We start from the raw sequence: 26,420 nt of genomic DNA on the forward strand, positions 1-26,420 counted from the left end.
TTTTTTATGCAAGAAAAGTTGAATAATACATTGGTACAATTGGGTATAAATCCCAAAGAGGAATATCTAAAAAAGGCTTTTTCTAGAAATATAGGCATATTGTCTGAAAAGGATATGGAAATATTGGCTAAGTCAAGAGTTGCTATACCTGGTATGGGAGGAGTTGGTGGAATTCATCTGGTTACTTTAACGAGACTGGGAATTGGTAAATTTAATATAGCAGATTTTGATAAATTCGACATAGTTAATATCAATAGACAGTATGGAGCAAAAGTATCGAATTTTAATAAACCAAAGATTCATTGCATGGCAAAAGAGGCAAAAGACATAAATCCTTATTTGGAAATAAATCTATTTGAAAAAGGGCTATCTTCAGATATTTTAGATGATTTTTTAAATGACGTTGATGTAGTTGTAGATGGACTTGATTTTTTTGAGTTTGATATTAGGCGTGAGCTATTTAATAGGGCAAGGGAAAAAGGAATTTATGTAGTAACTGCAGCTCCTTTGGGATTTGGGTCAGCTCTCCTTGTTTTTGCACCTGATTCAGGTATGTCATTTGATGAGTATTTTGACGTATATGAAGGTATGCCAGAAATTGAAAAATATTTAAATTTTGGCCTTGGTCTTGCGCCAAAGGGGTTACATGTAAAATATATTGATAAGAGTAAAATAGATCTAAAAGCTCAAAGGGGACCATCCTCAATAGTAGCTTGTAACATCTGTGCTGCCATGGCAGGGGTAGAGGTAATTAAGATATTGTTAAATAGAGGAAAAGTAAGACCTGTACCATTTTATATACAATTTGATCCATATTGTGGAAAGTTTGTAAAAGGAAAACTCAGAAAGGGTAATAAAAACTATTTACAGAGAATGAAAAAATTATTGGTTCAAAGATTTATTTTAAAGTTAGATCTTTATGAAAACCCTTTAAAATTACCTGAAATACCCAATGATAAAGAAGTAGAATTGTTTTCAGACAAAGTAGTTAATTACCTTTTAAAGGCAGGAATAATGGCACCTTCTGGAGATAATACACAACCTTGGAAATTCAGTATAAAAAACAAAAAAATTTATGTGTATTTAGATTCTAAAAGGGATCAATCTTTTTTTAACATAGATCAAATAGCATCTATAATATCGTGTGGTGCTGTGATTGAAAATATTAAATTAGCAGCTAGTGCTTTAAAAATTAAGCCAAATTTAATACTTCTGCCAGAGAAGGATAATGCTGCTGAGTTGATGGGGATTTTGGACTTTGAAAAGATAGAAAAGACTCACAAAGATCCTCTTTGCGACTTTATTTGGTTAAGACATACAAATAGAAAATTTTATGAAAAGACAAAAATTGACCATTCAATTTTAAATAGAATAAAAGAGCAAGGAGAACAAATTGAAGATACAAAGGTAAGATTAATAACAGATCCTAAGAAAATTAAACAAGTTGGTAAATTAGTATATAATGTGGATAAGATTAGGGTAGAATTTCGCCCCCTTCATGAACACTTGATAAAGATGATAAGGTTTAATCACAGGGAAATGTACTCAACTCGTGATGGATTTCCTTTAAAAAATTTAGAGGCAGGATTTCAGGGTGAGATATTTCTAAGAATTACAAAACCATGGCCCATTATGCATTTGTTTAACAAGTTGGGAATAGGAAAATTAGTAGCATTTCACTCATACAGGAGTATAAAATCAGCTTCTGGTGTTGGACTAATAACAGTTTCAGGAGAGGATAAAATTGCCTTTTTAAGAGGTGGAATGGCCATGCAGAGAGTGTGGTTAGAGACAGTTAGAAATGACCTATCCTTCCAACCTATGACAGCAATAACTCTTTTTTGGGAAAGGTGGAAAAAAAATAAAGATAGTTTTTTAGAAAGACATAAAGAGTTATTAAATAAAATTTGGCCTGAATATGAGAGAATTTTTGAATTAGATTTAAATAGCAATGAATCCCATATTATGTTGTTTAGATTTGGATATGCAAAGGGTGAAGTAAGAGTGAGGACTCTTAGGAAAGATTTATTTAAATTTTTAATTGATTAGATATCCCATAGTAAATTGAATTTAGCGATCTTTGTTAACAGCAGGGTAATTTTTATCTAACCACTTTATTAAAGCAGTTTTGTCGTTGTTTTTCATGATTTCAGCTAAGATTACTGCTTTTTCCCCAACTCTTGCAAACCAATTAGAGTATAGCATATGTCTAGCGGCTAATTCGTAGTTCTTCTGTTTAAGAGCAGACAACATTTTTTTAAAACTAAATAGACCGGGAATAGATGTTTGTTTTGCCATTTCTACTAGAACTATTTGTCTTACATCACTTAAATCATTAAAAAATGGAATTCTCTCTTGTAAAATTAAGTAGATTATTTTGCCAGATGTATCTAGTTTTTGTATTAAGTTATTTTTAAATATAATAGAAGCAGAAGTTTGTTCTTTTTTTTCTATTATATTGTAGGAACCAGAAATTTTATTTTTTTTCATTTGAGATCGGTTAGGCCTATCGGGTGATTTAGAATACGAATCTTTGTCATCTATTTTAATTGTAGTTTTATTAGTTGAGCTATTCTTACTGTTAGTCATTACTGTTCTTTCTGTTTTTACTTTTGCACCTATAATTTGACTTATATTATCAGTATGACGATTTGTGTGAGGATTTCCGTGCTGAAGTATTTTGGGATTTTCTATGGATTTTTTTGTAGATTTTGATAAGAGTATATCCTTTTTTTCTTGAAAATTTTTCTTTTTGATTTGTTCCCGATATGAGTTTAGATTGGATAAAAAAGATAAATCAATATTGCTAAAGTGTGTTCCAAAATAAAAAGACATTAAAAACATAACACAAAATATAACTCCATAAAACAATTTGTTAGATTTAGTATTCCTTTCATCGCTATACAATTCTTTGCAAACTTCCTTGATGATTTTAGGTCCTATTTTTCTCTTATCTTTTGCAAAGCCAGTTATTAGGGCATTGTCGCAGATGATGTTTATTTTTCGTGGAATCCCCTTTGAATATTTATATATTTTTTTTATTGCTGATTTGGTAAAAATATTTTCTCCGCTATATCCAGCTTTTTTCAATCTGTAAGCAATATATTTTTCCACTTCCTTTTTATTAAGTTCTTTTAACTTTATTTTTAATTCTATCCTTTGTCTTAGTTGTCTTAGAGATTTTTGAGAGAGCTTTTTATCTAATTCAGGTTGTCCTATTAATACTATTTGAATCAATTTGTTTTTATCTGTTTCAAGGTTTGATATAAGCCTAAGTTTTTCCAAGGTAATTATTGGAAGATTTTGTGCTTCATCTAAAATAAGAACAACATTTATTCCACGTTTGTATTGCTCAATGAGATAATCGTAGAGAAGTTCCACTGCCTCTACCTCGAAACTTTCTTCATCGTGGGCCCTGTTTTCAATTTCTAGAATTTGTTTTTTATCAAAACCAAGATCTAAAAGAATGAGTTTCAGAATATTTTTAAAACTTAATTTGGTGTTAAAAATTAAAACGATCTTCAGTTTGTGTTGACTTTTAAAGTGATTTAAAAAGGTTCTTATAATGGTGGTTTTTCCCAACCCCACTTCACCTGTGATTGCCACAAATCCCTTTCTATTTCTAATGGCATATACAAGAGCAGCATATGCTTCCTTATGAGTAGGAGCAAAATAGAAAAAATACGGGTCAGGTGAGATATGGAAAGGTTCTCTTTTTAATCCGTAAAATCCAAGATACATTCGTTATTGCTTATTCTTGGCACTTAAGTTTATTTCTGTCAAAAGTTTTTGGCACTCATCCTTTTCAGGAAAGGAAGATTTATTTTTTAAAATTGTTTGAAGAAGATTTTTGGCTTTTTTAACTTCCCCGTTTTTATAATAGGCATAGGCTAGGTGATATGAAATAGTAGGATTATTAGGCAATGCATTGTGCGCATCCTCTAATTGGGCAATTCCGCTCAAAACTGCATTCTTCTTAACATAAATCCATCCCAATGTGTCGGATACATAAGGATTTTCAGGCATTTTTTCCTTAGCCATTTGTGCAAGAGACAATGCTTTATCTAAATTTTCACCATTTTCTGCCATTAACCATGCGAGATTATTAGCTGCTGGCGCAAAATCATTTTTAACTTTAACACATTTTTCATAATATTTTTTGGCATTTTGGATATCATTCTTTTTATTATAAAGGATACCTAACATCATTAGTATATTAACATTTTGAGGATCCTTTTTTTCTAGGACATGATAGTAAGAAATAGCACTATCTATATCCTTGCCCCTTATCGCTAAGTTTGCCAGCTGAATATAAGGTAATATCATATTGGGATTTTCATTAATTGCTTTGTTAAAGGCTATTTTAGCATGTTCATACTGTTTTAGAGCTAGGTAAACTTTTCCTAATGTGTAATAAACATAAGAGGTTAGTTTTTTATTTTTATAATTTTCTAATAGCTCCTTACAAAAATTAATTGCCTTTTGGTCTTCTTTTTTTATTAAATAAATCAAAGCTATTTTGGAAATAGCATCTGACGCATAGGGATTTAATTGAAGGACCTTTGTGTATTCATCTAATGCCTTGTCAAGTTTTTTTTCTTTAAAATAAGTATTGGCAAGATACAAATATCCTATAAAGCTTTTAGGTAAGAATTCTTTTACCTTTGTGAAATTTTTTTCAGCTTCGTTATATTTTTTTTCCAACAAGGCAATTCTTCCAAGATTTATGTAAATCCTAATATCAGTAGGACTAGATTCCTTTGCCTTTTCTAAATAATTTTTTGCCTCTTGATAGTTTGATTCTCTTATTAATATCTCTGACATCAATAAATTAGCCTTTAAATGTTTTGGATTTACTTTTAATGCTTGGGCCACCTCTTCCTTTGCCAATTTCAATTTACCTCGAGATAAATCAAGAAGTGCCTTTGTGAAATGCGCTTCGTCAAAATTTGGTATGTCTTTTAAAAGTGTTACCAAAATCTCTTCAGCTTCATTAACTTTACCTTTTAACAATAAAATCTTTGTTTTAATTAATCTTGCTAGAGGGTCATTTTTATTCTTAGCCAATAGTTTTTGGTATAAATCTTCTGCCTTTTTAATGTCTTTTATTTCATAATAATATTGGGCAAGGATTTTCATTGCGGTGGTGTTATTGGGAAATTTCTCAATTGCTTGTTTTAGTATTTCTTCAGCTTTTTTGCCTTTTTTTAAAGATAGATAAAAAACAGCCAAATTTATATAAGATGTTGGATTATCTTTACATTTTTCAATGGCTTCCTTTAAGATGTTTTCTCCTTTTTTAAGGTCTTTGTATTTAAATATATATATTAGAGATAATTCCTTGTAATAAAATGGATTTTTTGGATTCTTTTTAATAGCCTTCTTTAATTGCATTTCTGCATCTAATATTTTTTTACGTTGTAAATAAAAATTTGCCAAGGTCAGATTAACTGCTGGGTTATTGGGAAATCTTTTTTCAGCCTTTAATAACAAATTTTCAGCGTCTGAAAACCTTTCAGTTTTTAAATATAACATAAATAAAGGTAAGTAATTTTTAAAAATGGCATTATTGCTTTTAATAGCTTTAATGAAGAACTGTTCAGCTTTTTTTTCATTATTTTTTTTGAGATGTATATTCCCAAGAAGAATTAATATTCCTGAATCATTGGGATTTTTTTGGGATGAACTATTTAAAATCTCTTCAGCCCTCTCATATTTTTTTAATTCTATCAAACACAATGCATATAAGCGACCTATTTTTACATTATCAGGTTTTTGTTTGTATGCCCTTTCTAAAAAGGACTTTGCGTCTTTAAATCTATGACCATTTAAAAGAAGTTCCCCCATTCTAACATTAGCATTCACTTGTCTAGGATTAATTCTTATAGCCTGAATATAGTTTGCCACCGCAGTTTTAACATTGCCTTTTCTTATGGATACTTCTCCTAAATAATAATAAACTAAGCTACTTTTGGGTTTAAGTTTTAAAGCATTGAGCAGTTGAATCTTTGCTTTGTCTAATTCATTTTTTTGTAAATAAGTTTTTGCTTGCTCTACATAAGACTTAAATTTTTCATCTTTATTTGTGCACGAATTAACAAAGAATAAGCAGCTTACTAGAATTATAAAAAGTCTTTTACACATAAAACACACCTCTATTTTATTTTAATTTAATTTAAATAATTGGCTCAACACAAAAACTTAATATAAAATGATTATTTCCAGATTCGTTTAATATTTTTACTTCTGGGTCGTATTCTTCTAAAATGATAGTTATGACTTTTAAATAATTAACAAAAATATTATTATGATCTTTAACTCCCAATACATTTTTGTTTAGCTCTATATTTTCGTTAAACATTTTTGAACCATTATTTATAATTTTTAGAAGTATTCTGTTTTGGGGTTCCATGTAAGTTAAATAAACTTTAATTTTGTTGGCATTATAAAATAAAATATAATTTATGTGAAAAGTAAAAATCATTTCTATAGCCTGTTCTAATATATATTTATTACCTATAAAAGATTTTATATCACGAGAAATATTAGAAGTAAACTCTACTTCCTTAAAAAGCGATATCTTTTTGGAGCAGCTATAAATAATAGAATTTAAGATTTTATCCATATGTAATATGGACATTTTATAACTTTTACTGTCTTTAATCTGCTTATTCAATATTTTAATAAAATTTTCAATTTTTTTTAGTTCAACATTTAGACTATTAAAATGATGATTATAAAACATACTGATATCTTTCTCAGATATTTCCAATTTGTTATTAATCTTTAACACTTTTTTAACTGCTAGATCAATTAAATTAAATTTTGTATTAATAGTTTCAAATAAATTCATTATTTTATTTTTTAAAAAAAAGCACATGTAACCTATATGAAGTTGTCTACTAGATTCTTTAAGTAGCTCAACATAGATACGAGAAAAAAGTGGTGAAGAAACATATTTTGCGCCATATTCTATTTCTTCACCATTTAGAAGAGCTGAAGAAATTTCCTTAAGAGGAAGACGTACATTGATAGGCTCATAAAAACTAAGTCCAATCTTAAATGGCCATGAACCATTTCCACACCATCTAACAGTTCCGTGGGCTTCGTAGCTAGAACCATTATCCTTTATTTGAACATTAACTTTTTTATTGACTTCTAAGGGTTCATCAAAAAAAATTAAAGCTCCGTGAAGGCTTAAATTTTTTATTTTACATCTCTTCAATTGGTTATTGTCCGGTTCTTTTAAAAACCCGTCTAATTGGACAGGAATCCTCGGTTCTTTTCTTTTTTCTATCATTTACTTTATCTTAAACCATTTTTAAATTTTAAAATTAAATTATAATAATTAAATATTGAAATAACCTAAGAATATAAAGCTAAAATTTGATTGTTGAATTTATAGCAAAATTTGTGCAATAATAATTTCCTTGATTTATGAGGATAATCACAATTTTGATTTTAATTAGAAGTGAAAAATAATTCATACATGGTGAAATTAATTTCAGTTGCAAAAAAAAGAAAACTGGAGTAAAAAAGATTAAATCATAAATCAAACAATAAATTAATTTAATTATGGTAAGGAATAAATTTTTAAATAGGAAGACTTTACTAAATCATAAAAGGTGTTGAAAGATAAAAAAATAAAATATAGAAATGGGAAAATATTGCCGGTCAATTAGTTGTTTTAAGGATGTTTTGGAAAGTTATAAGATGGTGTATTGTAAGTGACTTCCACACTCAGAGAATGGCAGATAAAAAAATATTATTTTAAACAATCTATTTTCGTGAAAAAGGTAATTTTGTGTTTGCAAAAAAAATGGTTCATGAAGAGAATATAAGCTCAATTTTTAGTTGAGTGAAAGAAGAATTAGAATGAAAAAAAATCTATGATTTAAATATCTTGGCATTATATTCGCATAAACTATTATAATTACAAGGAGAATTATTATTAAATGATTAAAATTCAAAAAATAGACTTACAGCCTGTTATTGATATTATTGTTAGAAGAAAATGGTGGATTGTACTGTCTGTGTTACTCTCCCTAGTTGGTGGAATTTTGTATATAGCTACTACCCCCAAAACTTATAAATCAACTACTTTAATATTGGTTGAAGCCCAGAGGATACCTAGTAGCTATGTTAAGTCAACAATAACGGAAACTTTGCAAAATAGACTTAATACCATATCTCAACAAGTGTATAGTAGAACAAATTTAGAAAGAATAATCAATCAGTTTAAATTGAATAGACCTAGAGAAAAAGGGCGTTTTGAAAAAATAAAGGATAAAATACTAAGAAAATTTGGTTTGGGTGCAGAAAACAATAAAAATATTACATCGGACAATTTACAGTTTATAAATTTTGTTAGGAAGAAAATTGAAGTTTCGTTAAAAGGTGGTAAAAAAGCCTTTGAAATATCCTTTGAATGGTATGATCCAAAGACAGCAGCTGATGTGGCAAATGCCCTAGCCTCTCAATTTATAGAAGAAAATTTAAAGATAAGAGAGCAAATGGCCATGGGCACTACAAAATTTTTAGAAACAGAGGTGAATCGGCTAAAGCGTAGATTGGAAAAAAAAGAAAAAGAATTAGAAAAATTTAAAAAACAAAATTTAGGTATGTTGCCTAATGAATTAAATTCAAATATTTCCATATTAAACCAGTTGAAAGACGAATATAATAATTTAATGGAGGCTATAAATATAGCAAGACAAAAAGAAATAACAATACAGGAATTGCTAGATTCAGAAGAATCCAATACGAGGACAAGTTTGAAAAAAGAAAACAAAGGTAATTCTATTGAAGAACTCGAGCTTAAATTGAGGGAGTTAAAGTCAATTTATACCGAGAAACATCCAGATGTAGTTGCCTTAGAGAAAAGGATTAAAATACTGAAACAAAAAAAGGCGAGAGAAAATTACTTAGAAAAAAAGACAAAAGGACCTTTGTATTATCAATTAAAGCAAATTAGAAATTATATAAGCAATTATGAAAAACATCTTCAAAAGATAAAAGAACAGATAGCGCTCTACAAAAAAAGGATTGAGATGACACCAAGAATATCGCTTCAACTAGAGAAGATGCAAAAAGAATATTCTGTTCTAAGCAAAAGATATCAAGATTTATTGGCAAAAAAATTAAATGCGGAAATGGCTGAGGAATTAGAAAAGCGTCAAAAGGGTGAACAATTTAGAATATTGGATTTAGCTGTTCCATCTAGTGTGCCATATTCTCCTGACGTAAAAAAGGTTGCAATGTTTTCTATTTTCTTTGGGCTTTTTTTGGGTGGTGGACTTGCCTTTTTAAGAGAGAGTCTGGATCCGGCATTTTATACTCCCGAAGAAGTAGAAACTTATTTAGGAGTAAAAGTAATTGTATGTTTGCCCACCCACGAATTTAAATAAACAAGAGTATTTATTATGAGTAGATTATTCGAAGCACTTGAAAAGGCTGAAAAAGAAAGGATTGAGATAGGAGAACACAAAAAATTACATGTAAATAAACCAGATTCACATGGAGATAAACCGCAACTATCAAAAGAAATAGTGGTCTTTTCGGAACCTAATTCTGTTATAGCAGAGGAATTTAGATTTCTTAGATCTAGAATTTTAAGACCACTTAAAGGAGATCCTCCGAAAACAATATTAATCACGAGTTGTCTGCAAGGCGAGGGTAAGACCTTTGTTGCTTCAAACCTGGCCGCAACAATTGCTAAAGGATTTGATGAATATGTGTTGTTAGTAGATGCAGATTTAAGAAGACCAAGGGTCCACCAAATTTTTGGGTATGAGTATGTTAAAAAAGGTTTATCAACGCATTTAATGACAGGAGAACCTCTAAAAGATTTGTTTATTAAGACAGAGATAAAAAAGTTGACAATCCTTCCAGCAGGCGATGATTGTGATAATCCTTCGGAACTCATCTCTTCAAAAAAAATGGAAGACCTTATTAAGGAACTAAAGGATAGATATCCCGATAGATATGTCATTTTTGATTCTTCTCCCATAGAACTGACACCTGAAACATTTGTGTTAGGAAATAAAGTTGATGCTATATATTTAATTGTAAAAAGGGCAAGTACTCCCAGAGATGTGGTAAAAAATACCATAGAGAAGTTTGAGAAAGAGAGGTTTAAGGGTATTATACTAAATGGATATGAAAAAAGAAAAAGATATTACAAAAGATATGGTTCATATAGGTATACTAGTTATTAAAAGATAAAATATAATATGCGGCATGCTTAAATTTTTTAATAAATATTATCCAATAAGAAATTTAGTATTTTTTATTTTTGAGAGCATTCTAATATTTTTTAGTATTTATTCTGTGATATTAATTTTTTATAAAGGAAATTTGCCTGTTCATGAGGAGAGGTTAAATATATGGATTAGAATATCCATTATAACTTTTGTATCACAGATAGTTTTATATTATTGTTCTTTGTATGAATTTAAGTATGGATTTAGAATTGTTGAGCTTTTTCTAAGGATATTACAGGCTATTGGTATTACTTGTATAATTTTGTCTGCAATATATTTTTTATATCCTCCTGCTATATTAGAACAGGGGATATTTTTTGGTGGTATTGTATTACTTTTGTTTTTTTTAGTATCATGGAGAATTTTATATACATATTTATGTCAAACTGGATTTTGGAATGAAGACTTAATACTTATTATGGATGGAGAATTAGGACTTCATATTATAAATGAAATAAAATATAATTTGGATTCGGGATATAATATCAAATATATATTTTTGCCTCCTACAATAAAATTTAATAAAGAAGTCTTATGTGACCTTTCTTTTAAGGAAAATCAGATCTATCAAGACATAGATAGATTGTGCGAGATAGCTTTGGAAAACAAAATAAATAAAATTGTTTTTGCTTTAGAAGAAAAGAGGGGAGTGTCTCCGATTAATAAACTTTTAGAATGTAAGACCAAAGGCATAACCATTGTAGATGGTATTACATTTTTTGAGAATCTTTGTGGGAAGGTATTGGTTACCAAAGTGGTACCAAGCTGGCTTATTTTCTCAGAGGGGTTTTCTAGGCTAAAATTTAAATTATTAACAAAGAGATTGCTTGACATAATTTTATCTTTGTTTGGCCTTGTAATTTTCTCTCCAATATTTATTTTAATAGCTCTAATGGTAAAAGTTACTTCAAAAGGACCAATATTGTTTACACAAATAAGAGTGGGACAATGGGAAAAACCCTATAAAATTTATAAATTTAGGACCATGAGACAGGATGCAGAAAAAGACGGGGCAAAATGGGCTCAAAAAGATGATCCCAGGGTTACCCCTATTGGTAAATTCCTTAGGAGATTTAGATTAGATGAGATACCTCAATTTTTTAATGTGTTAAAGGGTGATATGAGTTTTGTGGGACCTAGACCAGAGCGGCCAGAGTTTGTTGAACAGTTGAAGAAAAAAATCCCTTATTATGGAGAAAGGCATTGTCTTAAACCTGGTATAACTGGGTGGGCCCAGGTAAACTACCCTTATGGAGCCTCTGAAGAAGACGCATTGAAAAAACTTGAATATGATTTGTTTTATGTTAAAAACATGACAATTTTGTTTGACATCTATATAATTTTAAAAACAATAAAAACTGTGCTTACAGGCCAGGGGGCAAGATGAATGTACCAAGGAGGGATTGTATGAATAGAGAGAGTAAATATTTTATATTTTGTCTAGTATTTTTGTGGGTATTTCCGATTATTGTTTATGCTGAAAACACGGATAAATCTAATGTTTCCGGTTTCTATTATAGGATTGGTAAGGGAGATATCCTTGAAATAAATGTATGGAAAGAAGAGGATCTAACAAGAGTGGTTAAAGTGAGAACCGATGGACGAATATCTTTGCCGCTTTTAGATGATGTTATGGCTGAAGGATTGACACCTATTGAGCTTAAAAAGAAAATAGAGAAAAGGTTGTCTCAGTTTATTACAAATCCATTTGTAACAGTTATTGTAAATGAAGAGAACAATAAGTTTTACATGGTTGGGGAAGTAAATAAGGTTGGCGAATATAATTTAACTAAAGATTTAACAATATTACAAGCAATAGCCATTGCTGGGGGTTTTACTGAGTGGGCAAATAAAGACAATATAATTTTACTAAGATATAAAAATGGCAAAGAAATAAGATATAAAATAAGTTACAAAGATATCATATCAGGTAAAGCTCCAGAACAAAATTATTTTATTCAACGAAATGATACAATAATTGTAAAATAAAAATGGAGAAGGATGATGCATAGGATATTAAGATATTTTCATGTGTTACTTTTACTATTCTTTTATGCGCAAGCTTTATATGCTCAGGTCAATGTTGATCTTTTATATAAATTAAAGATAAGTGGAGAATATGATAGTAATTTGTATTTAACACCTGAAGATGAAGATTCTGACTGGGCATTTTTAGTAAATCCATCGGTGGCACTGGATATTTCTACTAAATCGACAAAAAGTTTACTTTCTTACTCTGCATCGATTTACAATTATTTTGAAAAAACTGAAGATAATTACATTGGACACGATGCAATGTTCAACTTTTCACATGAATTAACAAAAAGGCTTATTTTTAATGTGTACAATAAATATAATGTTACGCAGAAATTATATGATGTAAATGTTAATAATGAAAATACTATATATAGTCCTTCAGGTTATACAATTAGAAGGGAACGGGAATATCATTCTAGTTATTCTGGTGCTATTATGTTAAATTATCAATTTGGAAAAAGAGATAAATGTTATGTAGGTTATAATCACTATAGGAATTGGGAGCAAGGGGAGAACACAGAAGAGGCAACGCGTTATAATCCTGTTGCTGGCGTTAATTTTGAAATTTTCGAACACACCTTTTTAAATTTAGACATATCATATATTAAGGGAGATTTTTACGGTGGTTCTGATGACTTTGATGAACTTGTTGGAACCATTAAAATTACAAGGGAAATCACAAAACATATGTCAATAAATGCGGCTTATTCACACACTTATATGGATTATTCTGGTGATACCGCTGATTATCAGGTTTATTCTCCTTCATTGGGAATTTTTTATAGGATATCAAAAGATTCAAGTCTTGATGTTAGCGCTGGATATTATGAAGAAGACAAAGAAAAGGGTGACGATGAAAAGGGACTTAATTTAGATGTGAATTATAATAAAAAATGGAAAATAAAAAAGGGTAATATAAGCTTTAAGTATTCAAGTGGATATGAAGAGACATATTTTGGAGGTGAAAATTTAGGTTTTACTATTTATCATGGCGGACAACTTACTTTTGTGTACGATTTTACAAGACATTTATCAAATTCTGCATATTTGGACTACCGGTATAATAAATATACAGATCAGGAGCCAGACAGAAAAGACAATGTATTATCTTTTAAGGATGAGTTGAATTATAAAGTTACAAAATGGATGGATGTTTCAATTTCATATTTATACCGTGTGTTGGAGTCAAATATAGACAACAATGATTATAAAGACCACAGGGCAATGATCTCCATTGTATTACATGATTCAAAAAAATTAATTAAGTAAGATTTATGGAAAAAAGATTTTTTCTACGAGGAGGGATACTTTGTATAGCATTTCTGTGTTGCTATTTTATTATTAATTTTTTTAGTCATGTGAAGGCAATACCTTTAAAAACTCCTCTTGATATGTCTTTTCCAAAAAAGATTGCAGAATGGAAATCCAGTGATAATCAAACTATGGATCCTAAGGTGGCTAGAATTCTTCATGTTGACGACTACATTTGGAGGAGATACAAAAATGAAAAAGGTGAATTTTTAGATGTATATATAAGTTATTTCTCCTATGTCGATAGAATAAAGACATACCATTCTCCTTTGAATTGTATGCCTGGATCTGGTTGGAATATATATAAAGTCGAGTCAGTCCCGATATATTTATCAAAGAATAAAAAGGTTAATGTAAGTTGTCTTTTTTTAAAAAAAGGCTCAAATGTTTTAAAAGCAATATATTGGTATCAATGTAGAGGCCGAATTTTAGATTCTGAAGTAAAAGAGAGAATATATAGAATAGCTGATTCGGTTTTAAAGAGGAGAACTGATGGGGCATTTATTAGGATTATATGTTTAACTAATGGAGTGTCTAAAAAAGAATTAAGTAGATTTTGTGTAAATGTTATTAAAATTTTATATAAAATTCTTCCTTCTTAGGTATAAAATAATATGGAATTAAGAATAAAGAATTATTTTACAATAAAGAACATAACTATAGCTATTCTATTAATATTATTTTTTATATTATATAGACCTGTTATTTTAAAATTAATAGAAAGTTGGGATGCAGATCCAAATTATTCTCACGGATTTTTCATTCCCTTAATTTCTCTTTATTTTATTTATACAAAATGGGAACTCATAAAAAAAACCACTACATTACCTTCCAATAAAGGTCTTTGGATAGTTTTATTTGGTCTAATTGTATTTATATTAGGTTGGATTTCTTCTCTAGATTTAGTGCAGGGAATTTCCATGCTAATTGTCCTATGGGGAAGCGTAATTTACTTATACGGTAAAAAAGTTGGAAAATTGATAATGTTTCCTGTTTTCTATCTTGTATTTATGATACCCCTTCCTGCCATTGTGTGGAATAGATTATCAGTTCCATTGTCTTTAATAGCATCTAGTATAGCTACCCGATTAATGGAATTTTTGGGAATGGTAGTCTACAGAGAGGGAAACATTATAACTCTTCCAAATATAACTTTACAGGTTGTTGAGGCATGCTCAGGGCTCAGATCCTTAGTTACACTAATGGCTTTAAGTGCAGCTTTAGCCTATATATCAAATCTTAATGTATTGAAAAGGATCGTGTTGTTTTTTTGTTCAATTCCCATAGCTATTATTGGGAATGTGATTAGATTAACAGTAACTGGCATACTAGCTGACAACTTTGGACCCCAAATGGCTCATGGATTTATTCATGAATTTTCAGGTTGGGTAGTGTTTATTGTAGGTTTCTTCTTTCTCGTCATGATCCAACGTATATTAAGTTAAAATTATTTGGATTTGAAATAGAACATTTATGGAATATTTCAATAAAAATTGTGCTAAATCATTTATAATCACCGTGGATGTAGAAGACTGGTTTCAGGTGGAAAATCTGCGCTCGGTCTGTCCTGTTAGTATGTGGGATAATATGAAACTTAGAGTTGAGGCAAATATAGATCGTCTTTTAGATCTATTTGATAGTCTTAATATTAAAGCTACTTTCTTTGTGCTTGGGTGGTTAGCCAAGAAACTACCAAGTTTAATAAAGAAAATTCACAATCAAGGCCATGAGATTTCCAGTCATGGTTTTTGGCACATTATTTGTTCAAAAATGGACAAATCCCAATTAATAGAAGAATTAGACATCTCCAAAAAGCTTTTAGAAGATATAATAGGGAATAGAGTTTATGGTTTTAGGGCACCCAATTTTAGTGTCACTAAAACTCTTTTACAATGTTTAAAGCATTTAGGATATGAATATGATTCAAGTTATAACTCCTTTAAATTGAATCCTAGATATGGCTCTGTGGATAAGAAAGAAATTAGAAATGATTTAGGAGGAGTTTTAGAGTTTAATATTGGATTATACGAAATACCTGTATCAAATTTTGAGATCAAGGGTATAGTGTTTCCTGCTGGTGGAGGGACATATTTTAGGATTTTTCCTTTGTTTTTATTTCAATTATTAGTTCAATTTATTTTAAAACAAAAAGGATGGTATCTTTTTTATATGCATCCATGGGAAATTGACCCTGGTCAACCAAAAATAGCAGCTTTAAGTCTAAATCACAGGTTTAGACACTATATTAATCTGGACAAAACTTTTGAACGGCTAAAAAAAATGTGTAACTACTTTAAATCGAAAGACAATATAGAATTCATCTCATGTTCAGAATTTTTAAGTAAAAAAATACTTATATAAGTTGTAAAAATACAGATAGATCAATAGCAACCTATAAGATTGTATGAAGATTTTATATCTTGCCCATAGGATACCTTATCCACCCAATAAAGGGGATAAGATAAGAACGTTCAATCAAATAAAATTTTTATCTCAGCAAAATGATGTATTTTTAGCAACTCTTTGTGACAATAGAGATGACTTAAGATATAGTGAATCCCTAAAAACATTCTGCTCAAGCTGCATGGTGGATTATGTGCCTTCCTACAAAAAAATATCATCAATCTTGTTATCTATTATAAATAAAAAACCAATTTCTGTTAAATATTTTTATTCTTCTAAATTACAAAAAAAAGTAAATAATTTATTGAAAAATAATAGATTTGATGTTGTTTTTTGTTTTTGTTCTGTTATGGCTGAGTATGTATTTAATGCAAAAAAATATTTAAAAAATAAACCATTGTTAGTTATGGATTATTGTGATTTGGATTCTCATAAATGGTATCAATATTCAAAAAATTCTATTTCACTTCTGAGTTTAATTTATAAATACGAGAGCAAGATTTTATTTGAATATGAAAAAAACATAAATAAGGAATTCAACATATCTATTTTTGTTTCAGATGTAGAAAAAAAATTATTTTTATCCAAATATAAAAATGCTAAAAATATATTTGTAATACCAAATGGCGTGGATTATAATTTTTTTTCTTACAATGCGAATAGATTACATTTACTTTCTTCTGATGTTATAAACTTTATAAATAAAAAAAAAGTAATTATATTTGTAGGTGCAATGGATTATAAGCCCAATATAGACGCAGTATTGTGGTTTGTTAATAAAGTTTTTTATAGATTAAAGAAAGAATTTAAAGACATTTGTTTTTTAGTAGTGGGAAGGAATCCAGCTGAGGATATAAAGAGATTACATAAAAAAAATTGTATTTTTGTAACCGGATTTGTAGAAGACGTCCGACCATATTATGATGTTGCTCACGTAGTTGTAGTTCCAATAATGATTGCAAGGGGAATTCAAAACAAGGTATTAGAAGCAATGTCAATGGAAAAGAGCGTGGTACTTACTAATGAAGCTAATGAAGGTATATGGGGAAAGGATAAAATACATCTTTATTTAGCAAATGATGAAGAGCAATTTTTTACCTCTATTAAATACTTATTAAAGAATGATAAAAAAAGGCAAGAAATAGGTAAAAGTGCAAGGTCTTATATTAAGGAAAATTTTTCATGGAACTCACATTTAACTAAATTGACTACATTATTTGAGAATCTAAAATGAATTACTTTTTTTTTATCTATTCTTTTATTAAGGAAAATTTTTCATGGAACTCACATTTAACTAAATTGACTACATTATTTGAGAATCTAAAATGAATTACTTTTTTTTTATCTATTCTTTATTGTTAGTGCTAAGTTCATTAATCCCAATTTTTCCAAAAAACAGCAGTTACCATATGTTTTTTATGGATATAAAACCATCTGTGCAAAATTTTTTACATATCCCCATGTTTATTTTTTGGGTGATCTTTTTAAACAATCCCAGATTTAATATTAAAACATTGCTGATTAATGAGAAAAGAAAGATTTTATTTTTTGGATTCCTATTTGGTGTTTTGCTTGAAGTTATTCAAATTCCTGTACCAGGAAGATATGGATCTCTTGAAGACATTTTGTTTAATTTATTAGGAGTTACTATTGGATGTGTTTGGTTGTTTAAATTTTTTGATAATAAGTCATTATAGGAAATTTTTTTTTTCACAAAAAATAAAACTTAAAAGGGATATTCTTATGGATGTAAAGATAATCGAGGCAACCGAGGACTTTATGACAAAGTGGGATGAATATGTATTGAACCATTCCTATTCTAATGTTTATCAGCTCTATAACTGGAAAAAAGTGATCCACGAGACCTATGGACATGAAGGATATTACATAGTTGCCATATCTAATAACATGGAAATAGTGGGAATTTTGCCAATTGTGAAAATAAATGCATATGGCTTTGTGAAAAAGTTTACATCTATTCCTTTTTCTGATTTAGGTGGCGTATTGGCGGAGAATAAAAAGATTGAAGAGCTATTAATAGAATATGCTCTTGCAAAGGCCAAGAATGAAAATGTAAGGTCTGTAACCCTGCGTCAGCAGGAAAGATTGAGATTAGATGGTGCTATAAAAAATTTTCACTATCCACATCTTATTATAAAAAAGGACAAAGTAAGACTTATATTAGAGCTGAAAAAATCCTCTGAACAACTTTTCACATCTTTCAAATCAAAGCTTAGAAGTCAGATTAGAAAGCCAATGAAAGAAGGGTTCACAGTAAAAATAGGAGGATTAGAATTAGTTGATGATTTTTATAAGGTTTTTGGTAAAAATATGAGGTGGTTGGGCTCCCCTGTTCACTCTAAAGATATGATTAAAAATACAGTGAAATATTTTTCACCTATGTGTAAAATATTTGCAGTTTATAAAGAAAAGATTCCAGTTGCGTGTAGCCTGATCTTAGAGTTTAAGGATATGGTTTACAATCCTTGGGCCTCTTCCTTAAGGGAATATAGTCGCTTAAGTCCCAATATGTTATTATATTGGTCAATGTTGGAATATTCCTGTGATAAAGGGTACAAATATTTTGATTTTGGTAGGTCTTCCGTGGGTGGGGGTACGTACAGATTCAAAAAACAGTGGGGGGCTGAGGAAAAGCAATTATTATGGTATATATGGTCAAAAAAAAGAAATAAGCACAAGATTGAACATTCTCTTTTAATAAAAGATATGTTTATTAAGATATGGAGAAAAACGCCTTTGAGCCTAACCAATATGTTAGGTCCATTTTTAAGAAGGTATATAGATCTTTAATTATCACAAAAAAAGCGGGCTTAAGCCCGCTTTTTTTGTGGCGTTACTTTTGTTTTTTTAACCTTTTTCTTCCAACTCCCACAAAACCTAGAAGTCCAGAACCTAAAAGGAACATAGTAGCAGGTTCAGGCACTTTACTTAATCTAAACTGTCCATTACCACTAATAAAGAGATCATTTGGGGGAATATTGGTGATATCATTAATGCTTACTCCTGCATATTCTGCCATTTCCTTTATTTGGTCATCAGATACATTACTTATATATGAGGCATTTGTTGTGGCATAGGCAATTATTTGATTTAAAGGAAAATTGGCCAAATCATTGCCGTTCTCATCAAAAAATACACCTGGCATTAAATAAGTCGCTTCCCATACAGTGGTCACCAATCCATTGGGTATACCCTGAGGATCAACTACACCATATCCATATTGCAAAGTAAATTGAGCAATTATATCACTACCAGGATCAGTAGTATCATTGATTCCGTAGTAAATTCCGTCACTTTGACTTGAAGCATCTCCATAGGGATAAGTGTTTTTATCGTGATCGTAGTACATAATCAATTCACCGCTCGTCATATTTAAAGGTCCTCCAAGAGTGAAACTTCCGCTGGCATGAATAAGTCCTGTTACTTCTTTTCCCTGTAAAAGAAAATTATAAGGTGAACCATTATCATGACTATTGGTTGTAAAAAATCCCCATTCTTCAAAAGTATTAGTGGTAAGATCATTTTTTACCCATGTAGCACCTGTTGAATCTAAATATTCATAAATAAATTCATCTTGTGCATCTGGTTTAAAGTGCCAATTTACGAGAAAGGCTGATGCATTTCCAATTGTCCACAAAAATAATATAGTTCCTATAAGGATTGTATAACACAACTTTTTCATTGAAATCCTCCTTATAAAAGGTTAATTTTTTTTAGTTTAATAAGTTGCAATAACAACCATTTCGAGTTTAATAAGTTGCAATAACAACCATTTCGAGTTTAATAAGTTGCAATAACAACCATTTCGGTGGATCCCTAATATCTAAATGTAAATGTCTGAATTCTACTCTCCTCATTTAAAAACCTCCTTCTAAATGTAAATGTCTGAATTCTACTCTCCTCATTTAAAAACCTCCTTCAAACTTTGGGATGACCTTTAAATTTTTTATTTTCTTTTAATTTTTAAGATTGAATTTTTAAGATTGCCCCATTATGCCTACTTTTATGCAACAACTATTCCACTTAGTTTTTTACAAAGGATAATTTTATAATTGATTTAAGCAAATCAAAGAGTATTGTCAATGTATTAATTCATTTATTAATTGAAACTTATTGGCATAAATTTTGAAAGAGTTATATAAAGGAGGTTTGATTATGTGGAGAAAGCTTTTTTTATAGTATTCTTCAGAACTTGATATAATAGAAACGATTTAATATAATGAATTTTTTTAAAAGAAGATTGTATTAAGGTTAACAATAGAGAAGTACTAAAAGAAAAATTAAAGAATAATAAGAGAGACAATATTTTGGAAAGGTAAAACTTATTTTTCTTAAACTGGACTGATAGGAGAAGGGATAGATTTTGAAAAGGCCTGTATATTTTGTGGAATAGCTTAACCGATTTTTTGGCCAAAAAATTTAAAATTAAAAGTCCATAAAAGAGTTTTGTTCTCTGTTTAAAGTGTGTTTAGAAAAATTTTTAATGTAAAATTTTATAAAAAGTTTTTTTAATGGTATGTAATTTGCATTTCGCATCTTTAAACAAAAAACGAAGGAGGTGGTAAGTATGAAGAAATACTGAACTTACAGAAATTTTAGTAAATATTTTTTGCAATTGAAAACTTTTTCAAAGTAAAAGGGAGGATTGTTATGAAAAAAAAATTTAATTTACTGTGTGTGTTTTTATTCATTTTAATGTTACAAAATAGTTATTCTTTAACAATTTCACCTGTAACTGATGCATCACAGCTTGTAAATAATATAATAGATCCATCTAGTATTTCTGTTTCCAATATATCTTTTACAGGATCTTTAAATGCTGTGGGTATTTTTTCTGATGGTTTATCCTCTGGTCTCGGGATAGACAATGGAATTATTCTTACCTCTGGTTCAGCAGCAGGTGCTGTAGGTCCTAACAATAATTCCGGATATTCAATTGCCAATCAATATCCTGGGGATAAAGACTTAACTAGTTTGGTTGCTCCATCTAGCACATTTGATGCTACAGTATTACAGTTTGATTTTAACACTTTAACCAATAATTTATATTTTAATTTTGTTTTTGCCTCTGAAGAATATGAAGAATACGTAAATAGTGGGTATAATGATGTTTTTGCTTTTTTTATAGATGGAACTAACATAGCTTTAGTACCTAATACCAATGATCCAGTTAGCATCAACACCATTAATCAAAGTATTAACTCATCTTATTATATAAGCAATGTAAATGGTGCATATAATATACAATATGATGGTTTTACCACTGTTTTAACTGCTCAGCTTCAAGGTTTATCTACAGGCAACCATCATATGAAAATTGCCATTGCTGACACTGGAGATTATGTATATGATAGTGCAGTCTTTATTGAAGCTGGAACTTTTTCAGGTAATAATGTTAATTCCGTCCCAGAACCAGCTTCATTAACTTTGATAGGTCTTGGATTTTCTGGTTTCTTTATAAGCCGCCGTAAAAAATCATAAATTAAAAATACAAATACAATTGAGGCAGGGGGATATTCTCGCATATATCCCTCTGCTTTTCAATTTTTGCGAGTGTTTATCTAGATAGATAAAAATCTTTTCTGATAGTCGGTAAAAAATTTCAGGATTATAGTATTCCGCAGAATTCTATATAATTGAGCCTTAATACAAAAACAGTTAAAAGAAAGTTAAAGTGCAAAAAAGAGGGAAGCATTTAATAACATAGATAGAAGTTTTAAAAAAAACAATAACATAAGCATTATTTAAAATTATAAGTTATTGGGATAACTATAAATTACTTAAAATAAATTGTTGCCATAGATTTTTTAATGTATTTAATTATGTCAAAACAAGATGATATCATAGTATCTTTCATTATTCCCCATAAAGGACGAGAAGAGTTGTTAAAAGAGACTTTAAGAGGTATATCCCTACAAGTGTTTGATCTAAAAAAAATAGAAGTTATAATTGTCACTCAAAACAAAAAGTTGGATTTAGATTCAGCCTCCTATCCTTTTTTCATAAAGATATTATCTGAGTCTGAAGATAAGACCATTTCTTATTTAAGGAATAAAGGGGCACAAATAGCTAGAGGCACATATTTTGCTTTTATTGATGCCGATGTGTTTCTTTCAAGCAATTGGCTAAAAGTTATGTTAGAAGAAATAAGGAGAAAAGATGTAAAAATGGTGTGCGCTCCTCAAGGTGTTAGCAATAAGCCAACTAATATTGAAAAAATAAGGGTTGCCTTAAATAGGACAAAATCTGGTAAATTTATTGATTTTACAGGCGGGTGGAATCTTTTTTTAAGAAAAGAAGATTTTTTTAAAAGCGGCGGATTTCCAGAAGATATTATCACATGTGAAGACTATTATTTTTGTGATAGGGTAAATAAATTGGGAAAGATATATTGTACCTCAAAGGCTAATTTTATACATTTAGGTGAAGATAAAAACTGGAAGGAATTATTTAAAAAAGAAATATGGCGAGCCAACGGAAATATCAAATCAATAAAGGGAAGAAAAATTACATTAAAAGAAATTCCAAGCGTAATTGTACCAATTTGGATAATATTATTTGCCATTTTATCAATAACAGGAATTTTGTCTGGAAATTTTTTGTTGTTTGTTTTTGGTATTTTTCTAGTTTTTTTGCCAGTAATTGTGTATTCAATAAGGCTGTATAGAATTTCTGCTAATATTAATTTTTTTACTATATTAAAATTTTATTTGGTCTATTTTATGGCCAGATCCATCGGAACAGTGATTGGAATTTTCTTGAAAGAATAAAAATAATGCTAAAATATTTCTTTTAATTTTAAGCCAATTCTGGTATTAGTCATTTAATCTTTGTTTAATTATTTCAATGCCAGTAAATTTTCCTTCTGGATAGATTTATGAAGAAGAAGATACCTTATGGTTTAACAGATTTTGTAAGGATACAGACAGAAAATTATTATTATATAGACAAGACCAGATTTATCTCTGAGATAGAAGAAGATGATAATTTTTTATTTTTATTGCGTCCTAGATGCTTTGGCAAAAGTTTGTGGCTTTCAGTGCTTGAGTGCTATTATGATCTAAATTATGAATCCATATTTGATAAAGTATTTAAAGGTACATATGTATATAATCATAGAACAAGATTAAAGAATAAATTTCATATATTAAAGTTGGATTTTAGTGCAATAGATGTAACAGATTATGAGAATAGCTTTAGGAACTATTTAAAAAATAAAATAAAAGATTTTTGTTTAAGATATAAATTACACATAGATTTTGACAGCTCTAATCCAATAGATATGTTAAATATATTATTTGATTATATGAAACGGGATAATCTTTTTCTCTATATAATAATAGATGAGTATGACAATTTTGTGAACAAGGTATTAATTGAATCTATTTCAGAATATAAAAAGATAATATCCACGAAGGAAGGTATATACAAGCAGTTTTTTACTACTTTAAAATCTGGAACTACAGGGAGCAATGCGCCAATAAAAAAAATGTTTATAACCGGAGTTAGTCCTTTAGCATTATACGATGTAACTAGTGGGAGTAATATATCTTCTAATATATCGTTAAAAGAGAGATATAATGACATACTAGGAATAACACCTGAGGAATTAGAGTTATTGATAGAGTATTATGGACTTAAGGTTAATAGAGAAAAGATACTAAGTCGAGCAGATGAATGGTATGGGAATTATAGATTTAATGAAGAAAAAGAATACACTATATACAATACAGATATGATCATGTATTATTTAAAACATTTAATAAATGAAGGAAAAGAACCTCAAGAATTAGTAGACGTAAATGTTCGAACAGATTATTCTAAGTTAAGATATTTATTGATAACCAGCAGTAAGTTAAATGGTAATTTTGAGGAATTAAATAATTTAATTCAAGATAATCCAGTGACCATAGGAACAATAGTTCAGGATTTTAGTGCCTTTGAAGTAGCAGATAGGGACAATTTTTTATTCTTTATGTTTTTTCTAGGATTTGTTACAATAGAGAAATACAGATTAGCTTTAAGGATGACTATTCCCCATCAAACGATAAAGAGACTAATGGGAGAATTTTTATATAAGGGATTAAAATCTGTTGATTTTAATTTCTATATTCACAAATTCAATGAATATATGTTAGATTTTGCTTATGAAAAACGCTTAGAAGCATTTTATTATTTAGCAGAAGAGATTAAGAAAAACAGTTCAATCAGGGATTATTTTACAGGAGAAGGATTTTTAAAAGGATTTATGGTGAGTACTCTTGTTCTTTGTCCATATTATGAAGTTTTAACAGAACAGGAAGTAACTAAAGGATATGTAGATATAGTATTAAATCCAATACGAGAAGAAATCCCTTATGGAGGAATAATAGAACTTAAATATATCTCTAGAAAGAGGAAGTGGAAGGAACTGTTAAATAAAAAAATAGAAGAAGGAAAAGAGCAATTAAAAAAATACACTCCCAAAAATGTCAGACAATTATTAGATAAAGAATTTATTAAGGTGCTAATAGTATATAGAGGGTGGGAAATGGTTTATTGTGAGAGAGTATTGTAGAAATTTTCAAGCTAGTATGTAAGGTTAATGTTAAATGTATAGTAGTAATAAGTAAACAAAGAGTTAATATTTAATATGGCTATTTCTGATAAAAAAAATATAAAAAAATATTACCAGAATGAAATATGTGCTCAAAAATATGTTAAAGAGCGGTTTACTTTTCCGTTAGGTAAAATTCTTCACGAAAAACAGGTCTCAGTTATTAATCGGTATATATTGTTGACTAGTTCTAAAAAGATTCTTGAGCTTGCGTGTGGTCCAGGGCGCATTACTCAAGATGTTGAGGTTCCAGCTAATGTTAAATGTGTTGCAGTGGACGCTAGTGATGAGATGTTGAAAATAGCAAAGGAAAAATTGCAAGGTAAAAAGCACTGGATTTTAAGAAAAGAAGATATTTTCCTTATGGAGCTTGGAGAGAGATTTGATTTGATTTACTCCTTTCGGTTTGTGAGACATTTTAGGAAAAGAGATCGCATAAAAATTTATGAAACAGTAAAGAAACACTTATTAGATAAAGGTATTTTTATTTTTGATGTGGTAAATAAGGAAATTTCTTTACCTCTTCGTTTAAGAGAAGGATTAGACAGATATCCTGTTTATGATAAACTCTATACCCGAGAGGAATTTTTGAAAGAAATGGCAAAGGTAGGATTTTGGGTGAAAGAATTAATACCAGTGTATCCTTATTATAATTTGCTTTTGAAAATACAAATTTATCTTGGTCCACGTTTTGATAAGTTGACTTATAGTTTACTTAGATTTATTGAAAATAATTTTACTAAAAAAAATTTAGAATGGATAGCTGTTTGTCAGTTCGCATAGCTTATTACACTGGATGGCTAATGCCCGAGATGGAGGGGATTAGTAAAGAGGTATTTACCCTCGCGAAACATTTTGATAGCACTATACTAGGTATAAGTAATTTGCAGAAGATTAAAATAGATCTAAAAAAAAGAATATTTGGCTTTTCTACAAAGTGGTATTATTGTGCTAGGATATTAGCTTTTTTAATGTCTAAGGTGCATACAATAAATCATATTTATGACAGTTTAGATAATTGGATATATCTTTCAAGTATTTTTTCAAAAAGAACTATCTTAACTGGAGTAGTAGGGAATGGTTCCTTACCTATAAAATATTATCAAAAATTAAGGTTATTAATAGTTGATAGTGAAGAACAAAGAAAAAATTTGATTCAAAAGGGGCTAGCTAGGGAAAAAGTTAAAGTTATCTATCCAGGTATTGATCTAGAACCATTTTTAAAAATATCTTTCCCTAAATATGAAAAGCCTTTTCGCATTTTATTTGCATCCTCACCCCCTACTGTGGAAGAATTAGAATCAAGAGGAGTTTTTGATCTATTGGAGGCAGCTAAAAATCTCCCTGATGTTGAATTTATTTTACTATGGCGTCCGTGGGGAGATTCCTTTGAAAAGGTTGAAGAAGTTATCAAAAAAAGCAATTTAAAAAACGTAGTTTTGTTTCGTCAGAGAATTCGTGATATGAGAAAATTTTACGAAAAATGTCATGTTGCAATAGCTCCTTTTAAAAAAAATGGAGGAAAATCATGTCCTACATTTATTATAGAGGCTTTGGCTTCAGGAAGGCCGGTAATATTGGGTCCTGGTGTAGGAATAAAAAGCTTGATACAAGATTTCAATGTTGGGCTTACTTGTGAGGAACGTGATTTAACTAATAAAATTCAAATAATGCGTGATAATTGGAAACATTTTGTCTCCGGAACTAAAGATTTTGCTAAAGAATTTTTTTCTCACCAAAGATTCGTTAATGACTACACGAAAATATATAGACAAATATTAAATGAATAA

The 26,420-nt window shown here is 29.4% G+C and carries 21 protein-coding genes; 17 read left to right on the top strand and 4 right to left on the bottom strand.

Annotated elements, in window-relative coordinates; all coding sequences use genetic code 11:
• Window positions 1-6: 6 nt before the first annotated feature.
• Window positions 7-2,049 carry a ThiF family adenylyltransferase gene (locus ACYQ1E_RS08270; RefSeq protein WP_459877755.1) on the top strand — a complete coding sequence of 681 codons (2,043 nt, stop codon included), beginning with the start codon at window positions 7-9 and terminating at the stop codon, window positions 2,047-2,049.
• Between the two features lie 21 nt (window positions 2,050-2,070).
• On the opposite strand, the gene ACYQ1E_RS08275 is transcribed toward ACYQ1E_RS08270, so the two are convergent.
• Genes ACYQ1E_RS08275 through ACYQ1E_RS08285 form a run of 3 tightly spaced genes read right to left on the bottom strand, consistent with a single transcriptional unit; the run spans window position 2,071 to window position 7,300 of the window.
• A complete protein-coding gene (locus ACYQ1E_RS08275; protein ID WP_459877758.1) occupies window positions 2,071-3,741 on the bottom strand; it encodes an AAA family ATPase in 1,671 nt (556 codons plus the stop codon).
• A 3-nt stretch (window positions 3,742-3,744) separates the two neighbouring features.
• Window positions 3,745-6,144 carry a tetratricopeptide repeat protein gene (locus tag ACYQ1E_RS08280; protein WP_459877760.1) on the bottom strand — a complete coding sequence of 800 codons (2,400 nt, stop codon included), beginning with the start codon at window positions 6,142-6,144 and terminating at the stop codon, window positions 3,745-3,747.
• A gap of 31 nt (window positions 6,145-6,175) precedes the next feature.
• Entirely contained in the window at window positions 6,176-7,300 is a 1,125-nt protein-coding gene (locus ACYQ1E_RS08285; protein WP_459877763.1) for a PilZ domain-containing protein, read from the bottom strand.
• Window positions 7,301-7,955: 655 nt separating this feature from the next.
• On the opposite strand from ACYQ1E_RS08285, the gene ACYQ1E_RS08290 reads away from it, so the two are divergent.
• The 11 genes from ACYQ1E_RS08290 to ACYQ1E_RS08340 all read left to right on the top strand — a co-directional run bounded on the left by ACYQ1E_RS08290 (window position 7,956) and on the right by ACYQ1E_RS08340 (window position 18,824).
• Window positions 7,956-9,407: a GumC family protein gene (locus tag ACYQ1E_RS08290; RefSeq protein ID WP_459877766.1), complete on the top strand. Its 1,452-nt coding sequence runs from the start codon at window positions 7,956-7,958 to the stop codon at window positions 9,405-9,407.
• Between the two features lie 15 nt (window positions 9,408-9,422).
• Window positions 9,423-10,217: a polysaccharide biosynthesis tyrosine autokinase gene (locus tag ACYQ1E_RS08295; RefSeq protein WP_459877769.1), complete on the top strand. Its 795-nt coding sequence runs from the start codon at window positions 9,423-9,425 to the stop codon at window positions 10,215-10,217.
• A gap of 22 nt (window positions 10,218-10,239) precedes the next feature.
• Window positions 10,240-11,649, top strand: a complete 1,410-nt coding sequence (locus tag ACYQ1E_RS08300) for a TIGR03013 family XrtA/PEP-CTERM system glycosyltransferase (protein ID WP_459877772.1) — start codon at window positions 10,240-10,242, stop codon at window positions 11,647-11,649.
• A gap of 20 nt (window positions 11,650-11,669) precedes the next feature.
• Window positions 11,670-12,251, top strand: a complete 582-nt coding sequence (locus tag ACYQ1E_RS08305) for a polysaccharide biosynthesis/export family protein (RefSeq protein WP_459877775.1) — start codon at window positions 11,670-11,672, stop codon at window positions 12,249-12,251.
• A 15-nt stretch (window positions 12,252-12,266) separates the two neighbouring features.
• Window positions 12,267-13,568: an outer membrane beta-barrel protein gene (locus tag ACYQ1E_RS08310; protein WP_459877778.1), complete on the top strand. Its 1,302-nt coding sequence runs from the start codon at window positions 12,267-12,269 to the stop codon at window positions 13,566-13,568.
• A gap of 5 nt (window positions 13,569-13,573) precedes the next feature.
• Window positions 13,574-14,212 carry an exosortase C-terminal domain/associated protein EpsI gene (locus ACYQ1E_RS08315; protein ID WP_459877780.1) on the top strand — a complete coding sequence of 213 codons (639 nt, stop codon included), beginning with the start codon at window positions 13,574-13,576 and terminating at the stop codon, window positions 14,210-14,212.
• 12 nt (window positions 14,213-14,224) lie between these two features.
• Complete coding sequence (locus ACYQ1E_RS08320) at window positions 14,225-15,055, top strand: exosortase/archaeosortase family protein (protein WP_459877783.1); 831 nt, start codon at window positions 14,225-14,227, stop codon at window positions 15,053-15,055.
• Window positions 15,056-15,083: 28 nt separating this feature from the next.
• Entirely contained in the window at window positions 15,084-15,971 is an 888-nt protein-coding gene (locus ACYQ1E_RS08325; protein WP_459877786.1) for a polysaccharide deacetylase family protein, read from the top strand.
• 43 nt (window positions 15,972-16,014) lie between these two features.
• Window positions 16,015-17,247 carry a TIGR03087 family PEP-CTERM/XrtA system glycosyltransferase gene (locus ACYQ1E_RS08330; protein WP_459877789.1) on the top strand — a complete coding sequence of 411 codons (1,233 nt, stop codon included), beginning with the start codon at window positions 16,015-16,017 and terminating at the stop codon, window positions 17,245-17,247.
• A gap of 91 nt (window positions 17,248-17,338) precedes the next feature.
• Window positions 17,339-17,710 (top strand): VanZ family protein, encoded by a 372-nt coding sequence (locus ACYQ1E_RS08335; protein WP_488193114.1) that lies wholly within the window; start codon window positions 17,339-17,341, stop codon window positions 17,708-17,710.
• Window positions 17,711-17,756: 46 nt separating this feature from the next.
• Window positions 17,757-18,824, top strand: coding sequence for a FemAB family XrtA/PEP-CTERM system-associated protein (locus tag ACYQ1E_RS08340; protein WP_459877795.1), 1,068 nt, complete (start codon window positions 17,757-17,759; stop codon window positions 18,822-18,824).
• 43 nt (window positions 18,825-18,867) lie between these two features.
• Here ACYQ1E_RS08340 and ACYQ1E_RS08345 read toward each other — a convergent pair whose 3' ends face one another.
• Window positions 18,868-19,716: a PEP-CTERM sorting domain-containing protein gene (locus ACYQ1E_RS08345; protein ID WP_459877798.1), complete on the bottom strand. Its 849-nt coding sequence runs from the start codon at window positions 19,714-19,716 to the stop codon at window positions 18,868-18,870.
• 968 nt (window positions 19,717-20,684) lie between these two features.
• On the opposite strand from ACYQ1E_RS08345, the gene ACYQ1E_RS08350 reads away from it, so the two are divergent.
• The 5 genes from ACYQ1E_RS08350 (at window position 20,685) to ACYQ1E_RS08370 (ending at window position 26,420) form a co-directional block, all read left to right on the top strand.
• Window positions 20,685-21,515, top strand: coding sequence for a choice-of-anchor L domain-containing protein (locus ACYQ1E_RS08350; RefSeq protein ID WP_459877801.1), 831 nt, complete (start codon window positions 20,685-20,687; stop codon window positions 21,513-21,515).
• Between the two features lie 341 nt (window positions 21,516-21,856).
• Window positions 21,857-22,804 carry a glycosyltransferase family 2 protein gene (locus ACYQ1E_RS08355; protein ID WP_459877804.1) on the top strand — a complete coding sequence of 316 codons (948 nt, stop codon included), beginning with the start codon at window positions 21,857-21,859 and terminating at the stop codon, window positions 22,802-22,804.
• Between the two features lie 107 nt (window positions 22,805-22,911).
• The gene (locus tag ACYQ1E_RS08360) at window positions 22,912-24,591 is read left to right on the top strand and encodes an AAA family ATPase (RefSeq protein WP_459877807.1); all 1,680 of its coding nucleotides are present in this window, start codon (window positions 22,912-22,914) and stop codon (window positions 24,589-24,591) included.
• Window positions 24,592-24,666: 75 nt separating this feature from the next.
• Window positions 24,667-25,413, top strand: a complete 747-nt coding sequence (locus tag ACYQ1E_RS08365) for a class I SAM-dependent DNA methyltransferase (RefSeq protein WP_459877810.1) — start codon at window positions 24,667-24,669, stop codon at window positions 25,411-25,413.
• Window positions 25,414-25,610: 197 nt separating this feature from the next.
• Window positions 25,611-26,420, top strand: a complete 810-nt coding sequence (locus ACYQ1E_RS08370; RefSeq protein WP_459877812.1) for a glycosyltransferase — start codon at window positions 25,611-25,613, stop codon at window positions 26,418-26,420.

It is taken from the genome of Desulfothermus naphthae (assembly GCF_054657475.1).

Bases quoted from the DNA above. Each gene is read 5' to 3' on its own strand.
- ACYQ1E_RS08320 (WP_459877783.1), top strand. From the start codon at position 14,225: ATGGAATTAAGAATAAAGAATTATTTTACAATAAAGAACATAACTATA.
- ACYQ1E_RS08325 (WP_459877786.1), top strand. From the start codon at position 15,084: ATGGAATATTTCAATAAAAATTGTGCTAAATCATTTATAATCACCGTG.
- ACYQ1E_RS08295 (WP_459877769.1), top strand. From the start codon at position 9,423: ATGAGTAGATTATTCGAAGCACTTGAAAAGGCTGAAAAAGAAAGGATT.
- ACYQ1E_RS08365 (WP_459877810.1), top strand. From the start codon at position 24,667: ATGGCTATTTCTGATAAAAAAAATATAAAAAAATATTACCAGAATGAA.
- ACYQ1E_RS08270 (WP_459877755.1), top strand. From the start codon at position 7: ATGCAAGAAAAGTTGAATAATACATTGGTACAATTGGGTATAAATCCC.
- ACYQ1E_RS08310 (WP_459877778.1), top strand. From the start codon at position 12,267: ATGCATAGGATATTAAGATATTTTCATGTGTTACTTTTACTATTCTTT.
- ACYQ1E_RS08275 (WP_459877758.1), bottom strand. From the start codon at position 3,741: ATGTATCTTGGATTTTACGGATTAAAAAGAGAACCTTTCCATATCTCA.
- ACYQ1E_RS08280 (WP_459877760.1), bottom strand. From the start codon at position 6,144: ATGTGTAAAAGACTTTTTATAATTCTAGTAAGCTGCTTATTCTTTGTT.
- ACYQ1E_RS08350 (WP_459877801.1), top strand. From the start codon at position 20,685: ATGAAAAAAAAATTTAATTTACTGTGTGTGTTTTTATTCATTTTAATG.
- ACYQ1E_RS08315 (WP_459877780.1), top strand. From the start codon at position 13,574: ATGGAAAAAAGATTTTTTCTACGAGGAGGGATACTTTGTATAGCATTT.
- ACYQ1E_RS08335 (WP_488193114.1), top strand. From the start codon at position 17,339: ATGAATTACTTTTTTTTTATCTATTCTTTATTGTTAGTGCTAAGTTCA.
- ACYQ1E_RS08285 (WP_459877763.1), bottom strand. From the start codon at position 7,300: ATGATAGAAAAAAGAAAAGAACCGAGGATTCCTGTCCAATTAGACGGG.
- ACYQ1E_RS08300 (WP_459877772.1), top strand. From the start codon at position 10,240: ATGCTTAAATTTTTTAATAAATATTATCCAATAAGAAATTTAGTATTT.
- ACYQ1E_RS08290 (WP_459877766.1), top strand. From the start codon at position 7,956: ATGATTAAAATTCAAAAAATAGACTTACAGCCTGTTATTGATATTATT.
- ACYQ1E_RS08340 (WP_459877795.1), top strand. From the start codon at position 17,757: ATGGATGTAAAGATAATCGAGGCAACCGAGGACTTTATGACAAAGTGG.
- ACYQ1E_RS08360 (WP_459877807.1), top strand. From the start codon at position 22,912: ATGAAGAAGAAGATACCTTATGGTTTAACAGATTTTGTAAGGATACAG.
- ACYQ1E_RS08330 (WP_459877789.1), top strand. From the start codon at position 16,015: ATGAAGATTTTATATCTTGCCCATAGGATACCTTATCCACCCAATAAA.
- ACYQ1E_RS08355 (WP_459877804.1), top strand. From the start codon at position 21,857: ATGTCAAAACAAGATGATATCATAGTATCTTTCATTATTCCCCATAAA.
- ACYQ1E_RS08345 (WP_459877798.1), bottom strand. From the start codon at position 19,716: ATGAAAAAGTTGTGTTATACAATCCTTATAGGAACTATATTATTTTTG.
- ACYQ1E_RS08305 (WP_459877775.1), top strand. From the start codon at position 11,670: ATGAATAGAGAGAGTAAATATTTTATATTTTGTCTAGTATTTTTGTGG.